Annotated in this window: 21 protein-coding genes; 13 read left to right on the plus strand and 8 right to left on the minus strand. The window is 63.5% G+C overall.

Going from position 1 to position 23316, the window contains the following annotated elements; genetic code table 11:
• Positions 1-5: 5 nt before the first annotated feature.
• Positions 6-1991: a hypothetical protein gene (locus NKI69_RS08470; RefSeq protein WP_352720945.1), complete on the minus strand. Its 1986-nt coding sequence runs from the start codon at positions 1989-1991 to the stop codon at positions 6-8.
• A 488-nt stretch (positions 1992-2479) separates the two neighbouring features.
• On the opposite strand from NKI69_RS08470, the gene dnaK reads away from it, so the two are divergent.
• The 9 genes from dnaK (at position 2480) to NKI69_RS08515 (ending at position 10311) form a co-directional block, all read left to right on the plus strand.
• Positions 2480-4396, plus strand: a complete 1917-nt coding sequence (gene dnaK / locus NKI69_RS08475) for a molecular chaperone DnaK (RefSeq protein ID WP_023810872.1) — start codon at positions 2480-2482, stop codon at positions 4394-4396.
• Between the two features lie 211 nt (positions 4397-4607).
• Positions 4608-5738 carry a molecular chaperone DnaJ gene (gene dnaJ, locus NKI69_RS08480; protein ID WP_023810873.1) on the plus strand — a complete coding sequence of 377 codons (1131 nt, stop codon included), beginning with the start codon at positions 4608-4610 and terminating at the stop codon, positions 5736-5738.
• 166 nt (positions 5739-5904) lie between these two features.
• On the plus strand, positions 5905-6510 hold the full coding sequence (pmtA, locus tag NKI69_RS08485) for a phospholipid N-methyltransferase PmtA (RefSeq protein WP_023810874.1): 606 nt from the start codon (positions 5905-5907) through the stop codon (positions 6508-6510).
• 316 nt (positions 6511-6826) lie between these two features.
• Positions 6827-7423 (plus strand): NADPH-dependent FMN reductase, encoded by a 597-nt coding sequence (locus NKI69_RS08490; RefSeq protein ID WP_023814188.1) that lies wholly within the window; start codon positions 6827-6829, stop codon positions 7421-7423.
• Between the two features lie 11 nt (positions 7424-7434).
• Positions 7435-8148 carry an orotidine-5'-phosphate decarboxylase gene (pyrF, locus tag NKI69_RS08495; protein ID WP_031213922.1) on the plus strand — a complete coding sequence of 238 codons (714 nt, stop codon included), beginning with the start codon at positions 7435-7437 and terminating at the stop codon, positions 8146-8148.
• Positions 8149-8180: 32 nt separating this feature from the next.
• Positions 8181-8468 carry a DUF1330 domain-containing protein gene (locus NKI69_RS08500; RefSeq protein WP_023762651.1) on the plus strand — a complete coding sequence of 96 codons (288 nt, stop codon included), beginning with the start codon at positions 8181-8183 and terminating at the stop codon, positions 8466-8468.
• Positions 8469-9071: 603 nt separating this feature from the next.
• Positions 9072-9392: an ArsR/SmtB family transcription factor gene (locus tag NKI69_RS08505; RefSeq protein WP_056592605.1), complete on the plus strand. Its 321-nt coding sequence runs from the start codon at positions 9072-9074 to the stop codon at positions 9390-9392.
• Entirely contained in the window at positions 9389-9853 is a 465-nt protein-coding gene (locus NKI69_RS08510; RefSeq protein WP_224697392.1) for an SRPBCC family protein, read from the plus strand. The genes NKI69_RS08505 and NKI69_RS08510 overlap by 4 nt, the downstream gene beginning before the upstream one ends.
• Before the next feature lie 41 nt (positions 9854-9894).
• Positions 9895-10311 (plus strand): GFA family protein, encoded by a 417-nt coding sequence (locus NKI69_RS08515; RefSeq protein ID WP_352720948.1) that lies wholly within the window; start codon positions 9895-9897, stop codon positions 10309-10311.
• Between the two features lie 36 nt (positions 10312-10347).
• Here NKI69_RS08515 and NKI69_RS08520 read toward each other — a convergent pair whose 3' ends face one another.
• The 6 genes from NKI69_RS08520 to NKI69_RS08545 all read right to left on the minus strand — a co-directional run bounded on the left by NKI69_RS08520 (position 10348) and on the right by NKI69_RS08545 (position 16390).
• A complete protein-coding gene (locus tag NKI69_RS08520) occupies positions 10348-11415 on the minus strand; it encodes a D-alanine--D-alanine ligase family protein (RefSeq protein WP_352720950.1) in 1068 nt (355 codons plus the stop codon).
• Between the two features lie 126 nt (positions 11416-11541).
• Positions 11542-12423, minus strand: coding sequence for an SMP-30/gluconolactonase/LRE family protein (locus tag NKI69_RS08525; RefSeq protein WP_352720952.1), 882 nt, complete (start codon positions 12421-12423; stop codon positions 11542-11544).
• A complete protein-coding gene (locus NKI69_RS08530) occupies positions 12420-13061 on the minus strand; it encodes a 2-dehydro-3-deoxy-6-phosphogalactonate aldolase (protein ID WP_352720954.1) in 642 nt (213 codons plus the stop codon). The genes NKI69_RS08525 and NKI69_RS08530 overlap by 4 nt, the downstream gene beginning before the upstream one ends.
• Positions 13058-14011, minus strand: coding sequence for a 2-dehydro-3-deoxygalactonokinase (locus NKI69_RS08535; protein WP_352720956.1), 954 nt, complete (start codon positions 14009-14011; stop codon positions 13058-13060). The genes NKI69_RS08530 and NKI69_RS08535 overlap by 4 nt, the downstream gene beginning before the upstream one ends.
• On the minus strand, positions 14008-14775 hold the full coding sequence (locus NKI69_RS08540; RefSeq protein WP_128305155.1) for an SDR family NAD(P)-dependent oxidoreductase: 768 nt from the start codon (positions 14773-14775) through the stop codon (positions 14008-14010). Before NKI69_RS08540 ends, NKI69_RS08535 begins: the two co-directional genes overlap by 4 nt.
• Before the next feature lie 265 nt (positions 14776-15040).
• Complete coding sequence (locus tag NKI69_RS08545; protein ID WP_128305156.1) at positions 15041-16390, minus strand: putative bifunctional diguanylate cyclase/phosphodiesterase; 1350 nt, start codon at positions 16388-16390, stop codon at positions 15041-15043.
• 230 nt (positions 16391-16620) lie between these two features.
• On the opposite strand from NKI69_RS08545, the gene gshB reads away from it, so the two are divergent.
• The 4 genes from gshB (at position 16621) to NKI69_RS08565 (ending at position 20984) form a co-directional block, all read left to right on the plus strand.
• Positions 16621-17565, plus strand: a complete 945-nt coding sequence (gene gshB, locus NKI69_RS08550) for a glutathione synthase (protein WP_352442625.1) — start codon at positions 16621-16623, stop codon at positions 17563-17565.
• Positions 17566-17800: 235 nt separating this feature from the next.
• Positions 17801-18391 carry an NAD(P)H-dependent oxidoreductase gene (locus NKI69_RS08555; protein WP_128305158.1) on the plus strand — a complete coding sequence of 197 codons (591 nt, stop codon included), beginning with the start codon at positions 17801-17803 and terminating at the stop codon, positions 18389-18391.
• Between the two features lie 242 nt (positions 18392-18633).
• On the plus strand, positions 18634-20166 hold the full coding sequence (locus NKI69_RS08560; RefSeq protein ID WP_128305159.1) for a YifB family Mg chelatase-like AAA ATPase: 1533 nt from the start codon (positions 18634-18636) through the stop codon (positions 20164-20166).
• A 278-nt stretch (positions 20167-20444) separates the two neighbouring features.
• Entirely contained in the window at positions 20445-20984 is a 540-nt protein-coding gene (locus tag NKI69_RS08565) for a DnaJ domain-containing protein (protein WP_127296986.1), read from the plus strand.
• 117 nt (positions 20985-21101) lie between these two features.
• On the opposite strand, the gene NKI69_RS08570 is transcribed toward NKI69_RS08565, so the two are convergent.
• Positions 21102-23270, minus strand: coding sequence for a malate synthase G (locus tag NKI69_RS08570; RefSeq protein WP_352720959.1), 2169 nt, complete (start codon positions 23268-23270; stop codon positions 21102-21104).
• Between the last annotated feature and the right edge of the window lie 46 nt (positions 23271-23316).

Here is a 23316-nt window from a genome sequence, read left to right on the forward strand (position 1 = left end):
CCTCCTCAACGTTCGCAGCTGACGGCTGGGGTTCGGAGCGGCAAGATCATCTTGCAGCAAGGGTAGTAGCCACCCTTGTCCTTGTCGGACTTCCTGTAGAAGCAAAGTCCAACATCCACTCTGTCGCCCGGATAGTGGCCAGTAATGTCGATCGTGTAAGGCTGGCCGGGCGCATGCGACTGGGATGATGTCACCCCGACGCCTGGCGTCCTGGACTTTGTCTCATTCGAAGGTTGGGCCTTTATCGAATCGCCGCCGAAGCCGGCACGGTCATGGAGATAGAGATCGGCCTGGAGGCCGCGAGGCGTACAGTAATACCTGATATCCTCGACATCGATGCACGGAGGCAGATTGCCGGGCGGTGGGAAGTCCGGCGGGTAGAAGGGGGGCAGGTAGCCGCCCGGGATTTCTTCATAATAGCCGGCGCGGCCCTCGCAAGGATGCCAGACGGCAACGTCGCCGACATGACCCTCGACCGCCGGGTCTTCGAAATAGCCGTCGAAGTCGACGAACCAGGAGCCGAAGGGCGGCACATTGGCCGGCTTGACCAGCTCTTTCGGCGTGATCTGCACGCCGTGCACGGCGAGCGGCCCGCCGGCGGCGAGCTGTTCGGCGAGAGCCGGATTGTCGCGCAATTTGTCGCCGGTGTTGACCAGCGTCTGCGTGCAGACCGATGTGTCGAGAGTGCCGTCGGAATCATAGCCATACTGCAGGTCGAGACCGCCGGCCGACTGCCGGTTGCCCTGCGGGAAGCCGACCGCATATTCCTGCGGCACTTCGACCCAGACCGATTCCGTTTCCGGATCGTCCGGGTTCTCTCTGAAGTAGCGGATGACCTCGCCCTTGCCGGAATCGGCGAACTGGCTGTAATCGTAGCGGTTCTCGACCGGGCCGCGCTGGGCCAGGTACATGAAGCCGCTGTTGTCGAAGGCGATGTCGGTGACGGCGTAGTCCTTGTCGGCCTTGACCGTCAGTTCCCAACGCGGGTCGCCGGCAAAACTGCCGTTGCGGGCAATGCCCACCGACCAGATTTCAGACTTTTCACCGACCGAATAATAAAGCCGGCCGCCATGATAGGAGACGGCCCAGATGCGGCGCTCGTCCTGCGTGTAGCCCCAGCTGTCGGGGTCTTCGCTGTCGAAAGCCGCACCCTGTATGTCCATCACCGAACCATCGTCGGCGATCGGAGCTAGCCCATGCGCCGGGCGCCCGGCAACGCCGTGGTCGAAGCTGTCGATCAGCGTACCGGTGGCATCGATGCGATGGATCAGGCCGGTGTCGAGATCGGAAGCGAAGAACTGGCGATGAGCGGCGTCGAAGGTGAGATTGCCGATACCGGGACCGCTGTTGGTGTCGATGTCGGCAAACTTGGAGACCTGGCCGGTGATGCCGTCGATTTTCCAGATGGTGCCCGGCCCGCCACCGTTTTCGGTGCCGAACTGGCCGTCCATGAAGGTGGCGCCGGCCGCGCCGCGGCGTTGCCGCTCGGGGCGGCCGTCATCATCGGCGTCAAGGGTGACGATACGGATGCCGTGCAGCGAGGTGGCGCCGGCATAGAGATTGGGAATGCCCGATGGAACGCCGTCGCGCACGCCGTCATCATAGGTGACGCCGAACACCTGGCCGATCTGCTCCGCCGTCACCTCGAGGGGCGGCGGGGTGTTGACCAGTTGCCCGGAGGCCGGGCCGCCCAGATGCGAGACGTCGAACACGCGCAAGGTGGCGCGCGTGGTGTCGATGAAGGTTTCGTCGACCGGATCGACGCCGGGCGGCAGGCCCCCTTTTTCGGAATCAGGGGGGTCGAAATTGGGAATGACGGTGCCGGAAAACCCGGTCACCGCCATCGAACCGGGATAGATGATCCGGGTTTCCTGCGCCTGGGCGGCGCCCAGCCACAGGCCGAGTGCCAGCGCCAGCAACCCGCCTGGATGCACAGCGCGGCGCAAGCCGCCATCAAGAGACGACACGAACGAGCCGCGGATGCGAGACATGACACTACCCCCGTAGTCGACGGGAGAACGTCGGGTCTGGCCGCGCAAATCAGGGCAAGGCGCGGCGGTCCGGCTCGTTCTTCCCTGATCGAATTGTCTGCTTTCCTCAAAATCACGATACGCCTGCTCTTACGCAGGGTCAACGGAATCAGCGGGAAGCCCAGCGCATCGACCTCGTCCCGAAGGCGTTGGTCGCGCCGAGCTCCTGTTGTTCCCGGAGACCGCAGAGCCTCTGGGTTATTGGTCATGGGGGCTTCCTTTCCGGGCCGCACCATGCGGCACCTGGAGATCAGTCGCGGGCGGAGGTGGAAAGGTTCATGGAAGCCTTGCGCAGAATGCTTGCGCGCGATGCCGCCTGTTCTTATATACGCGCCAAGCCGTTCGGCGCCGGAATGCCGGTTGCCGGAACGGGATTTCTTGTGAACAGGGGCTTTCGTCGGAACGCCTGTACGGGTCCTGAGAGCCTGCTTAGCGGAGAGACTAGAAAAATGGCAAAAGTAATCGGTATCGATCTCGGCACCACCAACTCCTGCATCGCCATCATGGATGGCAAGGAGCCGAAGGTAATCGAGAATGCGGAAGGCGCGCGCACGACGCCTTCCATCGTCGCCATCTCGGGCGACGACGAACGTCTGGTCGGCCAGCCGGCCAAGCGCCAGGCGGTCACCAATCCTGAAAACACCATCTTCGCGGTCAAGCGCCTGATCGGCCGCCGCTATGACGATCCGGTGACGGAGAAGGACAAGAAGCTTGTCCCCTACAAGATCGTCAAGGGCGACAATGGCGATGCCTGGGTCGAGGCCGGCGGCAGGAAGCAGTCGCCCTCGCAGATTTCGGCCATGATCCTGCAGAAGATGAAGGAGACGGCGGAAGCCTATCTCGGCGAAAAGGTCGAGAAGGCGGTCATCACCGTTCCAGCCTATTTCAACGACGCCCAGCGCCAGGCGACCAAGGACGCCGGCAAGATCGCCGGCCTCGAAGTGCTGCGCATCATCAACGAGCCGACCGCGGCAGCGCTTGCCTATGGCCTCGACAAGAAGGAAGGCAAGACCATTGCCGTCTATGACCTTGGCGGCGGCACGTTCGATATTTCGGTGCTCGAAATCGGCGACGGCGTGTTCGAGGTCAAGTCGACCAATGGCGACACCTTCCTCGGCGGCGAGGATTTCGACATGCGCCTGGTCGAATACCTGGCGGCCGAGTTCAAGAAGGAACAGGGTATCGACCTGAAGAACGACAAGCTTGCCCTGCAGCGCCTCAAGGAGGCGGCTGAAAAGGCCAAGATCGAGCTGTCGTCGACCACCCAGACCGAGATCAACCTGCCCTTCATCACCGCCGACGCGACCGGGCCGAAGCACCTGACGCTGAAGCTGACGCGCGCCAAGTTCGAGCAGCTGGTCGACGACCTGGTCCAGCGCACGATTGCCCCTTGCAAGGCGGCGCTCAAGGATGCCGGCCTGAAGGCCGGCGAGATCGACGAAGTCGTCCTGGTCGGCGGCATGACCCGCATGCCCAAGATCCAGGAGATCGTGAAGCAGTTCTTCGGCAAGGAGCCGCACAAGGGCGTCAATCCGGATGAAGTCGTTGCTCTCGGCGCCGCCATCCAGGCCGGCGTGCTGCAGGGCGACGTCAAGGACGTGCTGTTGCTCGACGTGACGCCGCTGTCGCTCGGCATCGAGACGCTGGGTGGCGTGTTCACCCGCCTGATCGAGCGCAACACGACGATCCCGACCAAGAAGAGTCAGGTGTTCTCGACGGCCGAGGACTCACAGTCGGCCGTGACCATCCGGGTCTTCCAGGGTGAGCGTGAAATGGCCGCCGACAACAAGGCGCTCGGCCAGTTCGACCTGGTCGGCATTCCGCCGGCGCCGCGCGGCGTGCCGCAGATCGAGGTCACCTTCGATATCGACGCCAACGGCATCGTCAACGTTTCGGCCAAGGACAAGGGCACCGGCAAGGAGCACCAGATCCGCATCCAGGCATCGGGCGGTCTTTCGGACGCCGACATCGAGAAGATGGTCAAGGACGCCGAGGCCAATGCCGAGACCGACAAGAAGCGGCGTGCGCTGGTCGAGGCCCGCAACCAGGCCGAAGCGCTGCTGCATTCCTCGGAGAAGTCACTGAAGGAATATGGCGACAAGGTTTCGGAAGGCGAGCGCACGGCGATCTCCGACGCGATCGCGGCGCTTAAGACCGCGACCGAAGGCGACGACCCGGCCGACATCGAAGCCAAGAGCCAGGCGCTTGCCGAGGCTTCGATGAAGCTTGGCCAGGCCATGTACGAGGCTTCGCAGAAGGAAGCGGCGGAAGCCGACGCCAAGGCGGACGCCGCCAAGGACAGTGACGTTGTGGACGCCGATTTCGAGGAAATCGACGAGGACGACGACAAGAAGAAGTCGGCCTGAACCGTTTGACGGCAAGATAAAGCGAAAAGCCCGGCGAAGGCCGGGCTTTTTGCAACCCCTTGCAGAAAAACAGCGGGCCTTGCTGAAAAAATGCAGGCAAAGCCGCGTCGACACTGGCATCCCCCTTCCATCGCACCTAAATCGAAGCGTCAGTGCCGGCAAGAGACGCAACAATGCTTCAAGACGTTGAGCATCCGGACAGCGGGAAAAAATGAAAGCTGATTTCTACGAGACGCTGGGCGTCCAAAAAGGCGCCGACGAGAAGGAGCTCAAGAGCGCTTTTCGCAAGCTCGCGATGCAGTTCCATCCCGACCGCAACCCCGGCGATCATTCCTGCGAGCACAAGTTCAAGGAAATCAACGAAGCCTACGAGACGCTGAAAGACCCGCAGAAGCGCGCGGCCTATGACCGCTTCGGCCACGCCGCCTTCGAACAGGGCGGCATGAATGGCGGCGCGCAAGGTTTCGGCGCCGGCGGTTTCGCCGATATCTTCGAGGACATTTTCGGCGACATGATGGGCGGGCGCCAGCGCCGCTCGTCGGGCGGCCGCGAGCGCGGCGCCGACCTGCGTTATAACATGGAAATCACCCTGGAAGAGGCTTTTGCCGGCAAGACCGCGCAGATCCGGGTGCCGGCGTCGATCTCCTGCTCCGAATGTTCGGGCAGCGGCGCCAAGCCCGGCACCCAGCCCGTCACCTGCTCGATGTGCAACGGCCACGGCAAGGTGCGCGCCACGCAAGGGTTCTTTTCGATCGAGCGGACCTGCCCGCAATGCCAGGGGCGCGGCCAGACGATCAAGGATCCGTGCCCGAAATGCGCCGGCCAGGGCCGCGTCACCGAGGAGCGTTCGCTGTCGGTCAACATCCCGGCCGGCATCGAGGACGGCACCCGCATCCGCCTTGCCAATGAGGGCGAAGCCGGCCTGCGCGGCGGGCCCTCGGGCGACCTCTATATTTTCCTGGCGGTCAAACCGCACGAGTTCTTTCAGCGCGACGGCGCCGATCTCTATTGCAAGGTGCCGATCTCGATGACCACGGCCGCCCTTGGCGGCTCCTTCGAGGTGACGACGCTGGACGGGACGCAGACCAAGGTCAAGGTGACCGAAGGCACGCAGAACGGGCGCCAGTTCCGCCTCAAGGGCAAGGGCATGCCTGTGCTGCGCCAGCCCAATATCGGCGACCTCTACATCCAGACCGCGGTCGAGACGCCGCAGAACCTCACCCGCCGCCAGCGCGAACTGCTGGAGGAGTTCGAACAGCTCTCCTCGCAGGACAATTCGCCACAATCGAGCGGCTTTTTCGCCCGCATGAAGGATTTCTTCGAGTCGTTCGGCGAACGTTGATGCACTTTGGCCCGCCTAAGCCGATTTGCAACGCGTAAATCCTTGAATCTCGTCACCCCTTGAGACGCGACGAAAATTATCTTATCCACGACATGCGTCCGGCCGCGCCTTGCCTAGCACCGCTCAGGTGCTAAGTAACTTGCGGGGAGCGCTGAGGAGAGCTTGCATGACACGTGGCCCTGGACTGCGGAAGGCGCTTGTCGAAAAGTTCGACGACGAACTCAAATTCTTCAAGGGCTGGATCGACAAGCCGAAGGCGGTTGGTTCGATCGTGCCGACCAGTTCGGTCACCGCGCGCAAGATGGCCTCGATCGTCAATCCTAAATCCGGCCTGCCGGTGCTTGAGGTCGGTCCCGGTACCGGCGTAATCACCCGCGCTATCCTGGCCCAGGGCGTGCGGCCCGAAAACCTCTACGCGGTCGAGTATTCCGCGGATTTCGTTCGTCATCTGCGGCGGCTTTATCCCGGCGTCAACGTCATCGAGGGCGACGCCTTCAACCTCAACGCCACGCTTGGCGACAAGAGCGGGATGATCTTCGATTCCGTCGTTTCCGGCGTGCCGCTGCTCAACTTCCCGGTCGCCCAGCGCATTGCCTATATCGAAAGCCTGCTCGACCGCATCCCGGCCGGACGGCCGATCGTGCAGTTGACCTACGGCCCGATGTCGCCGATCCCGGCCGGCCGTGGCAATTATACGGTCAAGCATTTCGATTTCATCCTCCGCAACATCCCGCCGACCCAGCTGTGGATCTACCGCCGCGAAGCGCATTAATTTCTCGGCGCAGGGTTGTTCGCGGATCGCCAGTGCTCACCGCATACCTTGGCGATGGCGGGAACGTCCCTCGCTTCGTCATCCACGGGCGGAGCAAGGAGCGCAGCGACGCAGCGCAGACCCGAGGATCCATGCCGCGACTTCCGAGCGCCGCTACGGCGCAGAATTCTGTTCCGCTGCACTCCTGGATAGCTGTCACGGAATGGATTCCAGGGTCTCCACGACGGAGCTTCGCTCCTGCTTCGCCCAAGGATGACGAAGTTGGCGTTGATTTGCTCGATCCTTGGCTGTACCTGTCCGGGAACAAGGGTGGCCAATGGCAGTGATCCCGAAAATCCTCGTCTTCGCCGGCTCGGTTCGCAGCGGCGCCTATAGCGGCAGGACCGCCGACGTGGCGCAGAAGGAACTCGCCATGCAGGGCGCCGAGGTGACCCGCATCTCGCTTGCCGACTACCCCCTGCCGATCATGGACGAGGATTTGGAAAAGGAAAAAGGCGTTCCTGAAAACGCCCAGAAACTTGGCCGTCTGGTGATCGCCCATGACGGGCTGCTGATCGCCACGCCCGAATATAATGGCTCCATTCCGCCGCTGCTCAAGAACACGATCGACTGGGTGAGCCGGGTGCGCAGGGATGGCGGCCGGCCGGTGAGGCCGCTGGCCGGCAAGGTCGCCGGCCTCTGTTCGTCCTCCAGCGGGCACTTTGCCGGCATCCGCTGCATCAACCATCTGCGCGCGGTGCTGGTGCGCTGCCAGATGGAGGTGGTGACGCCGGAATGCTCGGTGCCCGACGGCGGCGGCGCCTTCGACGAGGATGGAAACTTCCGTGACGAAAGACTGCACAAATCGATGGAGCACCTATGCCGCACCCTGATCGAAACCTCGCGCATGCTGTCCACCCGGATCGAGGCGTGATCGCAACGACGATGCAGGCACAATCCATACAGGCACGATCCATGCAGGAAAGACTGATAGTCGGCCTCGATGTCCCGACCGTGAGGGAGGCCGAGCAGGCGGTGCGCGAACTCGACGGCGTCGTCTCCTTCTACAAGATCGGCTACCAGCTTGCCTTCGCCGGCGGGCTCGATTTCGCCAGGGAACTGGCCAGCGGCGGCACCAAGGTTTTCCTCGACATGAAGCTGCTCGACATCGACCACACGGTGGCCAAGGGCGTCGAGAACATCGTCAAGATGGGCATGACCATGCTGACCATCCACGCCTACCCGAAGGCTATGCAGGCCGCCGTAGAGGCGGCCAGAGGCAGCGACCTTTGCCTGCTTGCCGTCAGCGTGCTGACCTCGATGGACGAGCAGGACATGATCGATGTCGGTTACGAATACGACCCCCATACGCTGGTGCTCAGGCGCTCGGAACAGGCGCTGCATGCCGGCATGGGCGGCATCGTCTGCTCGGCCGCGGAGGCCGAAGCGGTGCGCCGCATCGTCGGCCCCGACATGGCGGTGGTGACGCCCGGCATCCGGCCGGCGGGCAGCGATCATGGCGACCAGAAGCGCGTGGTGACGCCGGGCCAGGCGATCCGCAACGGCGCCAGCCACCTCGTCGTCGGCAGGCCTATCATTGCTGCGGCCAACAAACGGGAAGCGGCCGAAGCCATCCTCGACGAGATGCGCTCGGCCTGAGATTTCCAAGAACAAGTTCGGAGACCAAGAAAATGCCCAAGGGATACTGGATCGCCCGTGTCGATGTGCGCGACGCGGAAGGCTACAAGGACTACGTCGCCGCCGCCAAGCCTGCCTTCGAGCGCTTCGGCGCGAAGTTCCTGGCGCGCGGCGGAGAGCATGAAAAGGCCGAAGGCCCCGGCCGAGCACGCAATGTCATCATAGAGTTCGAATCGCTCGCCGCCGCGCATGATTGCTACCATTCGCCGGAATACCAGCGCGCCGTCGCCATCCGTCAGAAGGTCGCCGACGGCGAGATCGTTCTGGTCGAGGGCGCCTAAAATCCGCCTCGAGCAGTTTTGACGAATCGCGGGTGTGACGGACGGCATACCTTGGCGATTGCCGCAAACGCCCAGCGCCTTCGTCATCCACGGGCGAAGCAAGGAGCGTAGCGACGCAGCGCAGACCTCTGGAGCTGCTCCGCAGCCCAAGGGATCCATGCCGCGACTTCAAAGCGTTGCAGCGGTGTAGAATTCTGCTCCGCTGCATTCTTCGGCCAAGGTCGCGGCATGGATCCCAGAGTCTCCGCGACGGAGCTTCGCTCCTGCTTCGCCCTAGGATGACGAAGTTGGGAGGCTTCGGCCAATCTCGAACGCTTAGGATGGTCCACCAACGAACGATGAAATCTCGGCCGTCGATAGGCATCCTGTCAAATCCCTGCTGCAGCGCTAGTAGCAGGACTTCAGACGAAATCCTGCAGGTTTACGTCCGCAGTTTGGCGCCGCTAAGCAGGGCTCCGACATCAGGTACATGGCCGGGGCGGCCCATCGCGCAATCAACGTCCGAGTCCGAATAGCCGCATCCAGTCTTGCGATGCGGGGCGAACTGTAGGTTGACATGCAGGTATTTACCTGCATATTATGCCTTACAACAGAGTGAGGCAGATGGACGCCGACAAGGTTTTCAAAGCGCTGGGCGACCCGACACGCAGAAGGCTGCTTGACCTTCTGTGCGAGCAGAACGGGCAGACGCTCGGTCAGCTTTGCGAAAACCTGGACATGGCCAGGCAATCCGCCACCCAGCACCTCGATCTGCTGGAGGCGGCCAATCTGGTGAGCACGGTCAAGCGCGGCCGCGAAAAGCTGCATTTCATCAATCCCGTGCCCTTGCACGAAGTCTACGAGCGCTGGGTACGGAAATTCGAACGGCAGCGGCTCAGCCTGCTGCACGACCTGAAGCAAGAACTCGAAGGAGAAGACCAATGACCAGGGAAACGACCAGCTTTGTCTACGTGACCTATATCCGCTCGACGCCGCAGAAGGTGTTCGAGGCCATAATCAAGCCCGATGTCGCAAAGCGCTACTGGGGCCACGAGAACGTCTCCGAATGGACGCCGGGCTCGAAATGGGAGCACATCCGCGCCAATGACGAACGGACCGTCGAACTCGTCGGCAATGTCGTCGAGATTTCGCCGCCGACCCGCCTCGTCATCACCTGGGCGAACGCTTCGCAGGCGGACGATCCATCGAAAACCAGCCGGGTGACGTTCGCCATCGAAGAATACGACACCATGGTGCGGCTGACCGTCAGCCATGACGAGCTCGAGGCCGGCAGCGGCATGGCGAAAGGCGTCAGCCAGGGCTGGCCGGCGGTGCTGTCGAGCCTGAAATCCTTCCTCGAAACCGGCAGCGGCATCGACATTTTCGCCAAGCCGAAATCGGCCTGATGTTGCGACCTCAAGCAGAATCAGACCCGTGGAGAATGGCAATGACCAAACGCTTTACCGGCGGCTGCGCATGCGGCGCGATCCGTTACGAAACCAATGACGAGCCGATCTTCCAGAACCACTGCCAGTGCAGCGATTGCCAGAAGCGCTCAGGCACCGGCCACGGATCCTACCTGACCTTCGGCCAGCGCGCCGATATGGCCATCACCGGGGAAGTGAGCACCTGGCGCGTGGCGGGCGCCAGCGGCAATGAAAAAATCCATACCTTCTGTCCAACCTGCGGAACGCCGGTGTTTCTGATATCCGTCGCCATGCCGGAATTCATAGCGGTCCACGCGGCCAGCCTCGACGATCCGGAACAGTTCAGCCCGCAGATGGTGACCTACACGAGCCACGGCCATGCCTGGGACAAGATGGATCCGTCTTTGCAGGCGGCCGAGCGAATGCCTGGCGGGTAGCGTCTGCTGGTTAGCCCGCCGACACAAGGCGCACAGCTATCGGTCGACACCGGTCAGCCGGCTGGCCGCAGTTTCGGCCATGGCGCCGGCCAGATCGAGGCCCCATTGCTGGCGGCAATAGGCGCGAAAATCGAAGCAGGGCAGGCCGGGGCAAACCTCGAACTCGATGAGGTGGACGGTGTCGTCGGCCTCGACCCTGAGATCGATGGAAAACACATCGCGCAGGCCGAGCCCGCTCATCAGCCGCCCGGCGATCGCACGTATCGTGGCGTCGGCGGCCGGCTGGCTGTCGGCAACCGCAACGAGCTCCGGTTCGGCGTAATGTCCCTCCGCCTTCGCTGCCTCGCCGGTGTCGCCGTAGAGCGCCAGGCTGTCCGCCATGGTCTGGAAATCGGCGCCTGAATCGACAAAAGCCACGCCAAGCGCTTCGACCCCGGCGCCTGGCACCAGGCCGAGGAAACTGGCGCGCACGTTGCGGCCGGCGACATAGGGCTGGACGACGACATCGTCGCGATAGGCCGAAAAGACGCGCCGGCTGAGTTCCAAAGCGTGGGCGAGATCGCAACAGCGCGAATCCGGCCAGATGCCGATCTTGGCGCCGAGCCGGTTGGGCTTGACGAACCAGCCGGCGGGCGAGGCCGGCGGCTCGACCAGCCATTGGCCGTCGCGCGCAAGCCCGGCCTGCGGCACCGGCAGGCCGAGTGCGCCGAGCACGGCGCCGGAGCGGAACTTGTCCTGGCAGAGCGCGAACAGCGCATCATCTGCGCCGATCGTCTTGAAACCGCCCAATCGCGCCAGAGCGGGCGCCGCGCCGCCGCGAAAATAGGCGATGCCGTCGGTCAGCGTCCAGACCAGCGTTGTGCTGGGATGCTCGCCGGCGAGCACGCCGGTGGCCTCGTCCAGCGCCACCGGCGTGAACGACAGGCCGCGTGCCTGGCAGGCACGGCCAAGCATGTCGAATTCGGGGGCGAGGTCGGTCGACTGCGCCAGATAGGACGCGATTTCCGCAGCGCGCTGCGGTGCATGACCGTCGGCGACCAGACGGTGCAGGCAGGCCTTTTCCGGCTCATGGACGAGGATCAGTTTCGGCTTGCGGCTGGGCATGAGATGACGATCCCCGGCAGTAGGATTGCCTACCATCGCATGGTCAAGGCGTCAGGCTCTCGTGAAACCGACACGGCGCGGGCGGTTGCGTGACAACGCACCGTCCGACCGCAGAATCCAGTTCGCTCAGGCGATCAGCACGCGCGGCTCGAAGCGGCCGTTGACGGGAATATCGAGCAGAAAGGTCATGCCGCCCTGCAGATCCAGCAGACGCTGCTTCTCATCCTTGCCCGACCAGGCGGAAGTGACCGCCAGCCGGTCGGCCTTGGCGCCGACAAAGGCCGGGCAAGATGGCTGCGTCACCGGCATGGCGACCGTGCGGACGAGCTTGCCGTCGGGTCCGTAGGCTTCGATGACGCTGCCGCCCCAGACGGCGTTCCACAGGATGCCGTCGCGGTCGAGCACGGACCCGTCGATATAGCCCTTGGCCGAGCGGTGATCGACGAACAGCTTTGGCTCACCGGCAGGCAGGCCGGTCGCCGGGTCGCAGGCGACGCGCATCAGCAGCCCGGTCGAGGTGTCGGTGTAGTGGGCGATTGCGCCATCCTCGGTAAAACAGATCGAATTGGAGACGGTGATGTCCGAAAACAGCCGGCGCAGTTCGCCTCTGAAAAACCAGTAGATCGAACCCGCACCCTTTTCCTCGCCCTTGCCCATGGTGCCCATCCACAAGGCGCCGCAGGGGTGGACCCGGGAATCGTTGGAGCGCGTAACCGGATTGCCGGCCTCGACAGACGTGTGCAGCGTCAGTCTGCCGGTCGCGACATCGCGGACATAAAGGCCGGTTTCGGCGGCGATAAGCTGGCGCTTGTCATCGATGACGGCGATGGCGCTCGCCATCTGGCCAAGCTCATGGACGGTGGTCGCGCCGCCGGAAAGCCGCTTTTCCAGAAGCTGACCGTTGACGATGTCGAACCAGTAGAGCGTATCGGTGGCGGGATCGTAGCTCGGTCCCTCGCCGAGCTGGCAGACGTGATCGGAAAAAACCGTAACGATCGCTTCGCTCATCCTGCTTCTCCGAACACCGCATCCCAGGCCGCCACGGCAGCATGCGCACGCGCGGCCACCTCGTCGACGCTCATGCCCGGCTTGAACAGGCTGGATCCCAGTCCAAAGGCGGTAACGCCCGCCGCCTTGTAGCCGGCAAAATCTTTTTCGGAGACGCCGCCGACGGCACCGACCAGCGTTTGCGCCGGCAACACCGCGCGCAGCGCTGAAATGCCGCCGGCACCCAGCACGCTCGCCGGGAAGAATTTCAGGGCTGAGGCGCCGAGCTTGATCGCCAGCAAGGCTTCGGTCGGCGTGAACACGCCGGGCATCGTCACCATGCCGTAATGCATGGCGCGCGCCATCACCTCGGCATCGATGTTGGGACTGACCAGCAGCCGCCCTCCGGCCTGGTGCAAGCCATCGACATCGGCCGGCGTCAGCACCGTGCCGGCACCGACCAGTGCCGTTTTCGGCAGCACTTGGACGATGCGGGCGATCGACGAGAACGGTTGCGGTGAGTTCAGCGGCACTTCGATCGCCTCGATGCCGGCGTCGAACAGCGCCTGGCCCATGGCCATCGCCTCGGTGGGCTTGAGCCCGCGAAGGATGGCGACCAGCCCGCGCTTGAGTTTTGGAAACGGTGCGGTCTGGCTCATCGGGCTGCTCCAATTCTGGCGATCATGCCGTTCTCACGCGCCGCCTCGACGAGACCGGCACGCACCGCTTCGTCGGCGTCGACGGCCCGAACCTCGAGGCCGGCAAGGCCGAGTGCCTCGCCGTACAGCGTTCCCAGCGCGCCGGAGGCGACCAGTACGATGGGTTCGGCACCGGCGCCGTGCCGGCGGCTGGCGGAGGCGATCTCGCCGCCGATCAGAAGGCCGGACAGGCAGGCGGCGGCATCGTCGGCTTTGAGATCCTGCAGCAGGCCGGCGGCGCGGATGGAAAACAGCCGCGAGGTGACATCGCCGCCTTCACCCAATGCGGTTTCGCACCAGCGGCGGAAGAACGGATTGTCCGATGTGACGGGCTTCGGATGTTCGCCGAGCGAATGGCGCAGGATCGAATGCGCGGCAAGCACGGAAAACAGCTCGCCGGTCGGCCAGGTGCCGAAGCCGGCAACCGCGCCATCCTCTATCAGCACCCATTTCGAATGGGTGCCGGGCATGCAGACCAGCTGGCGCCCCCTGGCCGGCAGGCCGGCGCCGGCGAGCTGGGTTTCCTCGCCGCGCATGACGTCGGGCGCATCGGCCAGCCGCTGGGCAAGACCCGGAACGATGCGGATGTCGCGGCTCTGGCCGGGCACGCTGGCGGCACCAGCAAGAATGGCGCTAAGCGGCGCCGGCACGGTGACATAGGGCGCTTCCAGCCAGCCCTGGCGGGATCCGGCCATGCCGCAGATGATGACGGGCAGCGCCGCTGGTGCTCCCATCGCCGCCAGATGCCCTTCGAGGATGGTCGAAAAGCCCTTCTGCTGCGCCGTGATCAGGCCATCGTCGCCACGGCGTTCGGCAAGCACCTTGCCTTGCCCATCGATCAGCCAGACCCGCATGCGGGTCGTGCCCCAGTCGACGGCGGCGACCGCCGGTGCGTTGCCGGCTGTGCTCACAGGAAACCTCCATCGACGATCAGCATCTGCGCTGTCAGCATGCGCGAGGCGTCCGAAGCGAGGAACAGCACGGTGCCGACGATGTCGTCCGGCTGCATCACCTGCTTGATGCACTGCTTGGCGACATGGGCGGCAAGCCCCTGTTCGGTCACCCAGAGCTCCTTCTGCCGCTCGGTGATCACCCAGCCAGGCGCAATGGCGTTGACGCGGATGCCGTCGACACCGAGCTTGCCGGCCAGCCCCTTGGTCAGACCCAGGATGCCGGCCTTGGCGGCCGTGTAGGACGGCATGTCGGGGTGGTTGATCAGATAGGATGTCGAGGTGAAGTTGATGATCGAGCCGCCGCCGGCCCGCTTCATGCCCGGCGCCACCGCTTGGGCGGTGAAGAAATGCGGCCGCAGATTGATGGCCTGGTTGTTGTCCCAGAACTCGACCGTCACATCCTCGACGGCGTGGCGTTCATCCCAGGCCGCATTGTTGACCAGGACGGTGACATCGCCATGCGCCTCGGCCGCCCTGGCTGCCGACGCCCGCAAGGCATCGACGTCGCGCAAATCGGTCTTGAGATAGAGCGGCCTCTTGCCGAACGCTTTTTCGATGCGGTCGGCAAGGGCCATGCTCGGGCCGTCGGCGATGTCGATGAAGGCGACATTGGCGCCCTGGCGCACGAAACCCTCGGTCAAGGCCGCGCCAATTCCGGAGCCGCCGCCGGTGATCAGCACCGAGGCTCCTTCGAGGTCGGCAAAATGCGCCGATGGCATCATTTCTTTTCTCTCCCAGCGCATGACCCCGAAAATCAGATCGATTTTGGGAAAAGGATCATGCGCGAATGTTAAATGCTACAGCGCCTTTGCGCGTCTTGAAAAACGCGCGGCGCTGTAGCGTGACCGGCGCGCATCCTAGCCACGCAAGGCGCGCGGGCAAGGGCGAACCGTCGAATTTCAGGGCTTATGTCAGACAAAACGACAATGCGCCGCATCGGATTCGTACGGCGGCATTGTCGGGATCGGGGATCACGGGGATCGCCGGTCAGATCGCCTTGGCGCGCAGGGCGCCGCGGAAGGAATCACGGAGATAGCCGAGCGTGGCGTCGGCATCGACGGGCTTGCCGAACAGATAGCCTTGCCCGCCGGCACAGCCGAACTGGACGAGGCGGTCGGCCTGCGCTTCCTGCTCGATGCCTTCGGCGACGACGTCCATGCCGAGCCCCTCGCACATTGCGAGAATAGCCCGGATGATGTGCTCCGAGGGACGGTCGTCGAGAATGGAGGAGACGAAGGCGCGATCGATCTTGAGCTTGTCGAAATGGAATTCGCGCAGACGGCCGAGCGAGGACTGGCCGGTGCCGAAATCGTCGAGCGAGACGCGGATGCCGACGCGGCGCAGATCCTCGACGATCTGCGCCGCAGAGGCCGGGTCGTTCATCAGGCCGGTCTCGGTGATCTCGATCTCCAGCCGCCGCGGATCGAAGCCGGTGCGATCGAGGATCGCCAGTATGTGCAGGCCGGTGTTCTGGTCGACGAGCTGCGAGGGCGACAGGTTGAAGGACAGGAACAGATCCTTCGGCCAGCTTCTGGCGGCCTCGGTCGCCTTGCGCAGCACCAGCTGCGACAACGGGCCGATGATGCCACGCTCCTCGGCGATGGGAATGAAGACGGTCGGCGGCACGGAACCCAGGTCGCGATCCGTCCAGCGCGCCAGCGTCTCGAAGCCGATGGTGCGGCGCGTGTTGAGGTCGACGATGGGCTGGAAATGCGGCTCCACCTCGCCGGCCGAGACAGCCCGGCGCAGCGCCTGTTCGATGCGGGTGACGCGCTTGGCCGCTTCTTCCATCTCACGGGTGTAGACGACGACGCGGCCACGGCCGGAACGCTTGGCGTGATAGAGCGCCGTCTCGGCCTTGTTGATGAGGATCTCGGTGGTCTCGTCGCCCGAATAGAACAGCGAGCAGCCGACCGAGGCCGAAAGCCTGGCGGTGCGTTCGCCGACATCATAGGGCGCCGACAGGATCTCGATCAGCATGCGGGACTTTTCGGCCGCTGCATCCTCGCTGAACACCAGAGGATAGAGAAAGGCGAATTCGTCGGCACCGATGCGGCAGACCGTGGAATGGCCGTCCATCGAGGCGCGCAGCCGCATCGCGACCTGGATCAGGATGTCGTCGCCGGCCTTGTGGCCGAACAGATCGTTGATCGGCTTGAAGCCGTCGAGGTCGAGAATGCCGACGGTAAAGGGCGCGGGATCCTCGGCACGGTCGGCGATCAGGCGATCGACCTTGTCGAAGAAGCGGCGATGGTTGCCAAGCCCGGTCAACGGATCGGTGAATGCCAGATCCGTGCTCTCCCTGTTTGCCTGACCGGTGCCAAACGAAGTTTGCATCGGTGTCCCTGTTTTGTGACGTCGGAATTTATTTTCAGACTGGCAGCAAACCCTTTAGGAAACGTATCGCGAGATCGATTTTCCACGGGCAACCGCGACTGTTTCGAAGGATCGATGAAAGCAGCGCATTCGGGTGTCGGATGCCAATCCTAGGAATGTCGCGATTGGCAGACGGGCAGTGAGCCTGTACAGGCAAGACAGTCGTCCATCCGAGCCGCCGGAGACCCGCCATGAAGCTGAAAATCGCCGTCCAGATGGACCACATCTCCACCGTGTCGATCGCCGGCGACACCTCGTTCGCGCTGTCGCTGGAAGCGCAGCGGCGTGGCCATGAGCTGTTCCACTACACGCCGGATCGGCTGTCGTTGCGCGACGGCAAGGTGTTTGCCCGCATCGAGGAAATGCAGGTGCGCGACGAGAAGGGCAGCCACTATTCGCTGGGCGAGAAGGTGCGCACCGATCTGTCGGAGATGGATGTCGTGCTGCTGCGCCAGGATCCACCCTTCGACATGAACTACATCACCACCACGCACATCCTGGAGCGCATCCATCCGAAAACGCTCGTGGTCAACGACCCGGCCTGGGTGCGCAACAGCCCCGAAAAGATCTTCGTCACCGAATTTGCCGACCTGATGCCGGACACGCTGATCACCAAGGATCCACTCGAAGTTGCCGCCTTCCGCAAGGAGTTCGGCGACATCATCATCAAGCCGCTGTACGGCAATGGCGGCGCCGGTATCTTCCACATGCTGGAGGCCGACCGCAACCTTGCCTCGCTGCTGGAAATGTTCGGCCAGATGTTCCGCGAACCCTATATCGTGCAGCGCTATCTCAAGGACGTGCGCAAGGGCGACAAGCGCATCATCCTGATCGACGGCGAGCCGGTCGGCGCCATCAACCGGGTGCCGGCCGAACACGATTCCCGCTCCAACATGCATGTCGGCGGCCGCGCCGAAAAGACCGAACTGACGGAGCGCGAACGCGAGATCTGCGCCCGCATCGGGCCGTCGCTGAAAGAGCGCGGCTTCATCCTCGTCGGCATCGACGTCATCGGCGACTACATGACCGAGATCAACGTGACCTCGCCGACCGGCGTGCGTGAGGTCAAGCGTTTCGGCGGCGCCGACATCGCCAGCCTGTTCTGGGACGCGGTCGAGGACAAGCGGCGGACGTAACCGTTTTCACTTTGTCTTAACCATGTTCCGGTTTCTGCAACCGGCCACAACCCAGCCGCGACCGGCGCGGCTGCATATTCTTGTAATGTTCCTCATTTGATCGGGCGATTGCATAAGCCCGCTGCTGATCGACACCGGCGATGGGCTTTCCCTCCCCGCCACTGACCTTGCTGTTTCCACTTGGTTGCGCGACGGCTAATATGTGCGTGTAGTTCGAAGCCTGAAGGCCCGCGCCATGAAAATCAATGTCGTCTACGCGCATCCACTAGCCGACAGTTACCAGGCGGCGCTCCACAAACGGGTCGTTCAGACCCTCAAAGCCAGGGGTGACGAGGTCGTTGATTTCGATCTCCATCAGATGAAGTTCGATCCTGTGATGCATGCCGAAGAAAGACATGGCCACTTTGACCCTGCCCAGGCACCCAGCGACTTGCAGGTTTACATCGACGCGTTGAGATGGGCGGAGGCATGCGTTTTCTGCTTTCCGACATGGTGGTCAGGCATGCCCGCAATCTTGAAGGGTTATTTTGATCGAGTTTGGCGACCGGGGGTGGCTTACGAGTTGCCGGCAGACGGTGGCGTGATCAAGCCGGCGCTATTGAACATCCGGCGGATGGGCGTTGTTACCACATGCGGGTCGCCGTGGTGGTATACTGAACTGTACATGCAAAACCCGGGAAGGAAGGTGCTGCTGCGCGGTCTCAAGACTATGTGCGGCCGCAACGTGAGGCACCTCTACCTGACGAGATATTCCGTCGAAAACATCTCTGATGACCAGAGGGAAATGTTCGCCCGCAAGGTGGAGCGCCTGTTCGACAAATTCTAGCCATCTATGCTCGGGTATGTCATCTTTGATGCCAGCGAGCCTTTGACGGAGCGGGCGCTCAAGCTTCCGATCAAAGCCTAGCTTATGGACGGCGCTCCTTGCCGGCAGAATTCTCACCGTGGTGAAGCTATATGTTCTCGTAATGTTCTTGCTTAACTCCGAAATCTGTGGTTGTCTTCTTTGACTTCGCTCACACCCTGATCGCCAGGGCATGGGCGAACTACTGTCCGGGGGTACAAAAAATGGTGGCGCGGGTTCGCACGGTCGCTTTCCAAGGCATCGAGGCCGTGCCGGTCGACGTGCAGGTGATGATCGCGCCCGGCAAGGTCAACATGCATATCGTCGGCCTGGGCGACAAGGCGGTGGCCGAAAGCCGCGAGCGGGTGCAGGCCGCACTGCATGCTTCCGGCCTGTCGATGCCGTCGAAGAAGGTGACTGTCAATCTGGCGCCGGCCGACCTGCCGAAGGAAGGCAGTCACTACGACCTGCCGATCGCGCTTGGCCTGATGGCTGCCCTTGGCGCCATCCCGGGCGACATGCTAGCCGGCTATGTCGTGCTTGGAGAATTGTCGCTCGATGGCACGATTGCCGCGGTCGCCGGCGCCTTGCCGGCGGCGATCGCGGCCAATGCCGAGGGCAAGGGCCTGATCTGCCCGTTCGCCTGCGGACCGGAAGCGGCCTGGGCTGGAAAGGATTTCGACATTCTGGCGCCGCGCAGCCTGATTGCCGTCGCCAATCATTTTCGTGGCACGCAGGTGCTGTCGCGCCCCGAGGCCGGCATCCACGCCGCGGCGCTGGATCTGCCCGACCTCGCCGACATCAAGGGCCAGGAGACCGCCAAGCGGGCGCTGGAGGTGGCGGCGGCCGGTGGTCATAATCTGCTTATGATCGGACCGCCAGGATCGGGCAAATCGATGCTGGCGCAGCGGCTGCCGTCGATCCTGCCGCCGCTGGCGCCGAAGGAATTGCTCGAAGTCTCGATGATCGCCTCGGTGGCGGGGGAACTCGGCGAAGGCAAGCTGACCGACCGGCGGCCGTTCCGCGCGCCGCACCACTCGGCCTCGATGGCGGCGATGGTCGGCGGCGGCATCCGCGCGCGGCCGGGCGAGGTGTCGCTGGCCCATCACGGCGTGCTGTTCCTCGACGAGTTTCCCGAGTTCACGCCGCAGACGCTCGATGCGCTGCGCCAGCCGCTGGAGACCGGCGACTGCATGATCGCGCGGGCCAACCATCGCGTCACCTATCCGGCGCGTATCCAATTGGTGGCGGCGATGAACCCATGCCGCTGCGGCATGGCCGGCGAGCCAGGCTATCGCTGCCTGCGCGGCGAGCGTTGCCGCACCGACTATCAGGCGCGCATTTCGGGCCCGCTGCTCGACCGCATCGATCTCAGGATCGAAGTGCCGGCGGTCTCGGCCAGCGACTTGATCCGGCCCGACCGGGCGGAGAAGAGTGCCGATGTGGCGATGCGCGTGGCACGCGCCCGCACCATCCAGCGCGAACGCTTCGAGCGGCTCGGCGCCACCCGCGCCACCACCAACGCGCATTGCTCACCGTCGATCATCGAGGAAATCGCCATGCCTGACGCCACCGGCCTGTCGCTGCTCAAGGACGCCAGCGAGAAGCTCGCCTTTTCCGCCCGCGCCTACCACCGGGTGCTGAAAGTGGCGCGCACACTGGCCGATCTCGACGCCAGCGAAACCGTCGGCCGAATCCATCTGGCCGAGGCGATCTCCTACCGCATGAGCTCGGAGCGGATGGCGCAGGCGGCGTAGGTCCCTCGCCGCCCGACAAGCCGACCTCGCCACGTTGCCTTCCGCGATCACGCCATAACCCCGCGCCTGCGAATCGATCATCTCCACGGTGCGGCGGACCTGATTGTCCGCTTGGCCGGCGTCCTCACCACCCAACGGCCCCCAACCGAGCGGGCGCCGGCCATTTCTCCCTCTTCCGGAGGCGTGGACGTCACCTGCATCGGACCAAAGTCTTGGTCTCTGCATTGGACATTCCTTATTTAGACAATGCGAATATGGTTGCGGTCGGGGAGCCCGCTATGTTCATTGACTACTACGAAGTTTTGGAAGTTAGCCCGAACGCCAACTCGGAAACGCTGGAGCGCATTTTTCGCTATTTTGCGATGCGCTATCATCCCGACAATCGCGAAACCGGCGATGAAGCCCGCTTCAGTGAAATCGTGGAAGCCCACAACACGCTCAAGGATCCGGTCAAACGCGCTCAATACGACATCGCGTACAAGGACCATGCCGGCCTTCGCCGCGAGCTGACCGAGGAAGCCAGCAGCACCAAGGGCGTCGAGCGGGATGTCGTGATCCAGGCCAGGCTGCTGTCGCTGCTTTACGCGAAGCGCCGGCACGACGTCAGCAATCCCGGGATCGGAGATGTGGAGCTCGAACGCTTGTCAGGCTGTCCGCGAGAGCATCTCGAATTTCATCTCTGGTATCTGAAAGCGAAGGGCTGGATAGCAAGAGTGGAAAACGGGACGATCGCGATTACGGTGGAAGGCGTCGATCGGGTCAACTCCGAACACCGTCGCGATCCCACCATCCGGCTCCTGGACCATACGGCTTCCTGACGCCTTGTCTGTGGCCGGAAGCAAATAGCATCCGCCGCACCAGTCGCGGACGCGCCTTCAACGCCGCTGGCGATTTCACCACCGTCGAGCGAAATACGACAAAACCGATCCGTTGCCTCAGGCTTGCTGCGCCTTCAGTTCCAGCCGCCGCGCGTGCAGCACCGGCTCGGTGTAGCCGTTGGGCTGGACGCGGCCCTTGAAGACCAGGTCACAAGCGGCCTGGAAGGCGATCGACTTGGTGAAATCGGCGGCCATGGGCTGGTAGAGTGGGTCGCCCGCGTTCTGGCGGTCGACGATGTCAGCCATGCGCTTCATCGTCGCCATCACCTGGTCCTCGCTGCACACGCCGTGGTGCAGCCAGTTGGCGATATGCTGTGAGGAAATACGCAGCGTGGCGCGGTCTTCCATCAGGCCGACATCGTTGATGTCAGGCACTTTCGAGCAGCCGACGCCTTGGTCGATCCAGCGCACGACATAGCCAAGAATGCCCTGCGCGTTGTTGTCGAGTTCCTTCTGGATGTCTTCAGGCGACCAGTTCGGCCGCACCGCGACCGGCACCGACAGGATGTCGTCGAGCTTTGCCTTGGGCCGGTTCTTGAGTGCGGCCTGCACGGCATGGACATCGACCTTGTGGTAGTGCGTGGCATGCAGCGTCGCCGCCGTCGGCGACGGCACCCAGGCGGTGTTGGCGCCAGCCTTGGGGTGGGCGATCTTCTGTTCCAGCATTGCCGCCATCAAATCCGGCATCGCCCACATGCCCTTGCCGATCTGGGCGTGGCCGGCCAAGCCGCATTCCAGCCCGGTGTCGACATTCCACGCCTCGTAGGCGGAAATCCAGGCGGCCTGCTTCATGTCGCCCTTGCGGATCATCGGGCCGGCTTCCATCGAGGTATGGATCTCGTCGCCGGTGCGGTCGAGGAAGCCGGTGTTGATGAACACGACACGCTCTTTTGCGGCGCGGATCGCCTCCTTGAGGTTGACGGTGGTGCGCCGCTCCTCGTCCATGATGCCCATCTTGATGGTATTCTCAGTCATGCCGAGCAGGGCCTCGACGCGGTCGAATATCTCGACGGCGAAAGCGACCTCCTCCGGCCCATGCATCTTGGGTTTCACGACATACATCGAGCCGGCGCGGGAATTGGCGCGGCGGCCGTTCGGCCCTACATCGTGCAGCGCGATCAGCGCCGTCATCGCCGCATCCATGATGCCTTCCGGAACCTCGTTGCCGTCGCGATCCAGTATCGCCGGATTGGTCATGAGGTGGCCGACATTCCTGACCAGCATCAGCGAGCGGCCGGGCACGGTCAGCGTGCCGCCGGCGGGCGCGGTGTAGGAGCGGTCAGGGTTGAGCTTGCGGACAAAACTCTTGCCGCCCTTGGTGATCTCTTCCGTCAGATCGCCCTTCATCAGGCCGAGCCAGTTGCGGTAGACGACGACCTTGTCTGGCGCATCCACCGCCGCGACCGAATCCTCGCAGTCCTGGATGGTGGTCAGCGCCGATTCCAGGATGACATCGGCGATGCCAGCCGGATCGGTGCGGCCGATCTGGTTGTTGCGGTCGATCACGATCTCGATGTGCAGGCCGTTGCGCACAAGCAGCACGGTATCGGGATTGGCGGCATCGCCACGATAGCCGACGAATTGCCTGGGGTCGGCCAGTGTCGTCGAGCCGGCGCCGGCGCTTAGCCGCAGGGCGCCTTGCGCCAATGACAGACCGTTGACCCCGGCCCATTTGCCCGAGGTGAGCGGGGCAGCCTCGTCGAGGAAGGTCTTCGTCCAGGCAACGACCTTGGCGCCGCGCGCCGGATTGAAGGCTTTGCCCTTTTCGGCGCCATCCGTTTCGGGGATGGCATCGGTGCCGTAGAGCGCATCGTAGAGCGAACCCCAGCGCGCATTGGCGGCGTTGAGCGCATAGCGCGCATTCATCACCGGCACGACCAGCTGCGGTCCGGCAACATCAGCGATTTCGGGGTCGACATTGTCGGTCGACACGCTGAAGGGCGGGCCCTCCAGAACGATATAGCCGATCTCTTTCAGGAAGCCCTTGTAGGCCTCCATGTCGACCGGCGCGCCGTGATCGCGATACCAGCCATCTACCTGTTCCTGGATGGCGTCACGCGCTGCCAGCAGCGCCCGGTTCTTCGGCGCCAAATCATGGATGATGGCCGAAAAACCGTTCCAGAAGGCGTCCGCTTCGATCTCCGTGCCCGGCAGCGCTTCCCTGGCCACGAACTCATGCAGCTCGCGGGCAATCCGCAATCCGGCGATCTCGATGCGGTCGGTCATCAGGCTACTCCAGATGAAAGGCTTTGCGGGCCTTTGGCATGTCAGG

This window comes from Mesorhizobium sp. M0491, from assembly GCF_040321265.1.
In the GTDB taxonomy this organism is placed as follows: Bacteria; Pseudomonadota; Alphaproteobacteria; order Rhizobiales; family Rhizobiaceae; genus Mesorhizobium.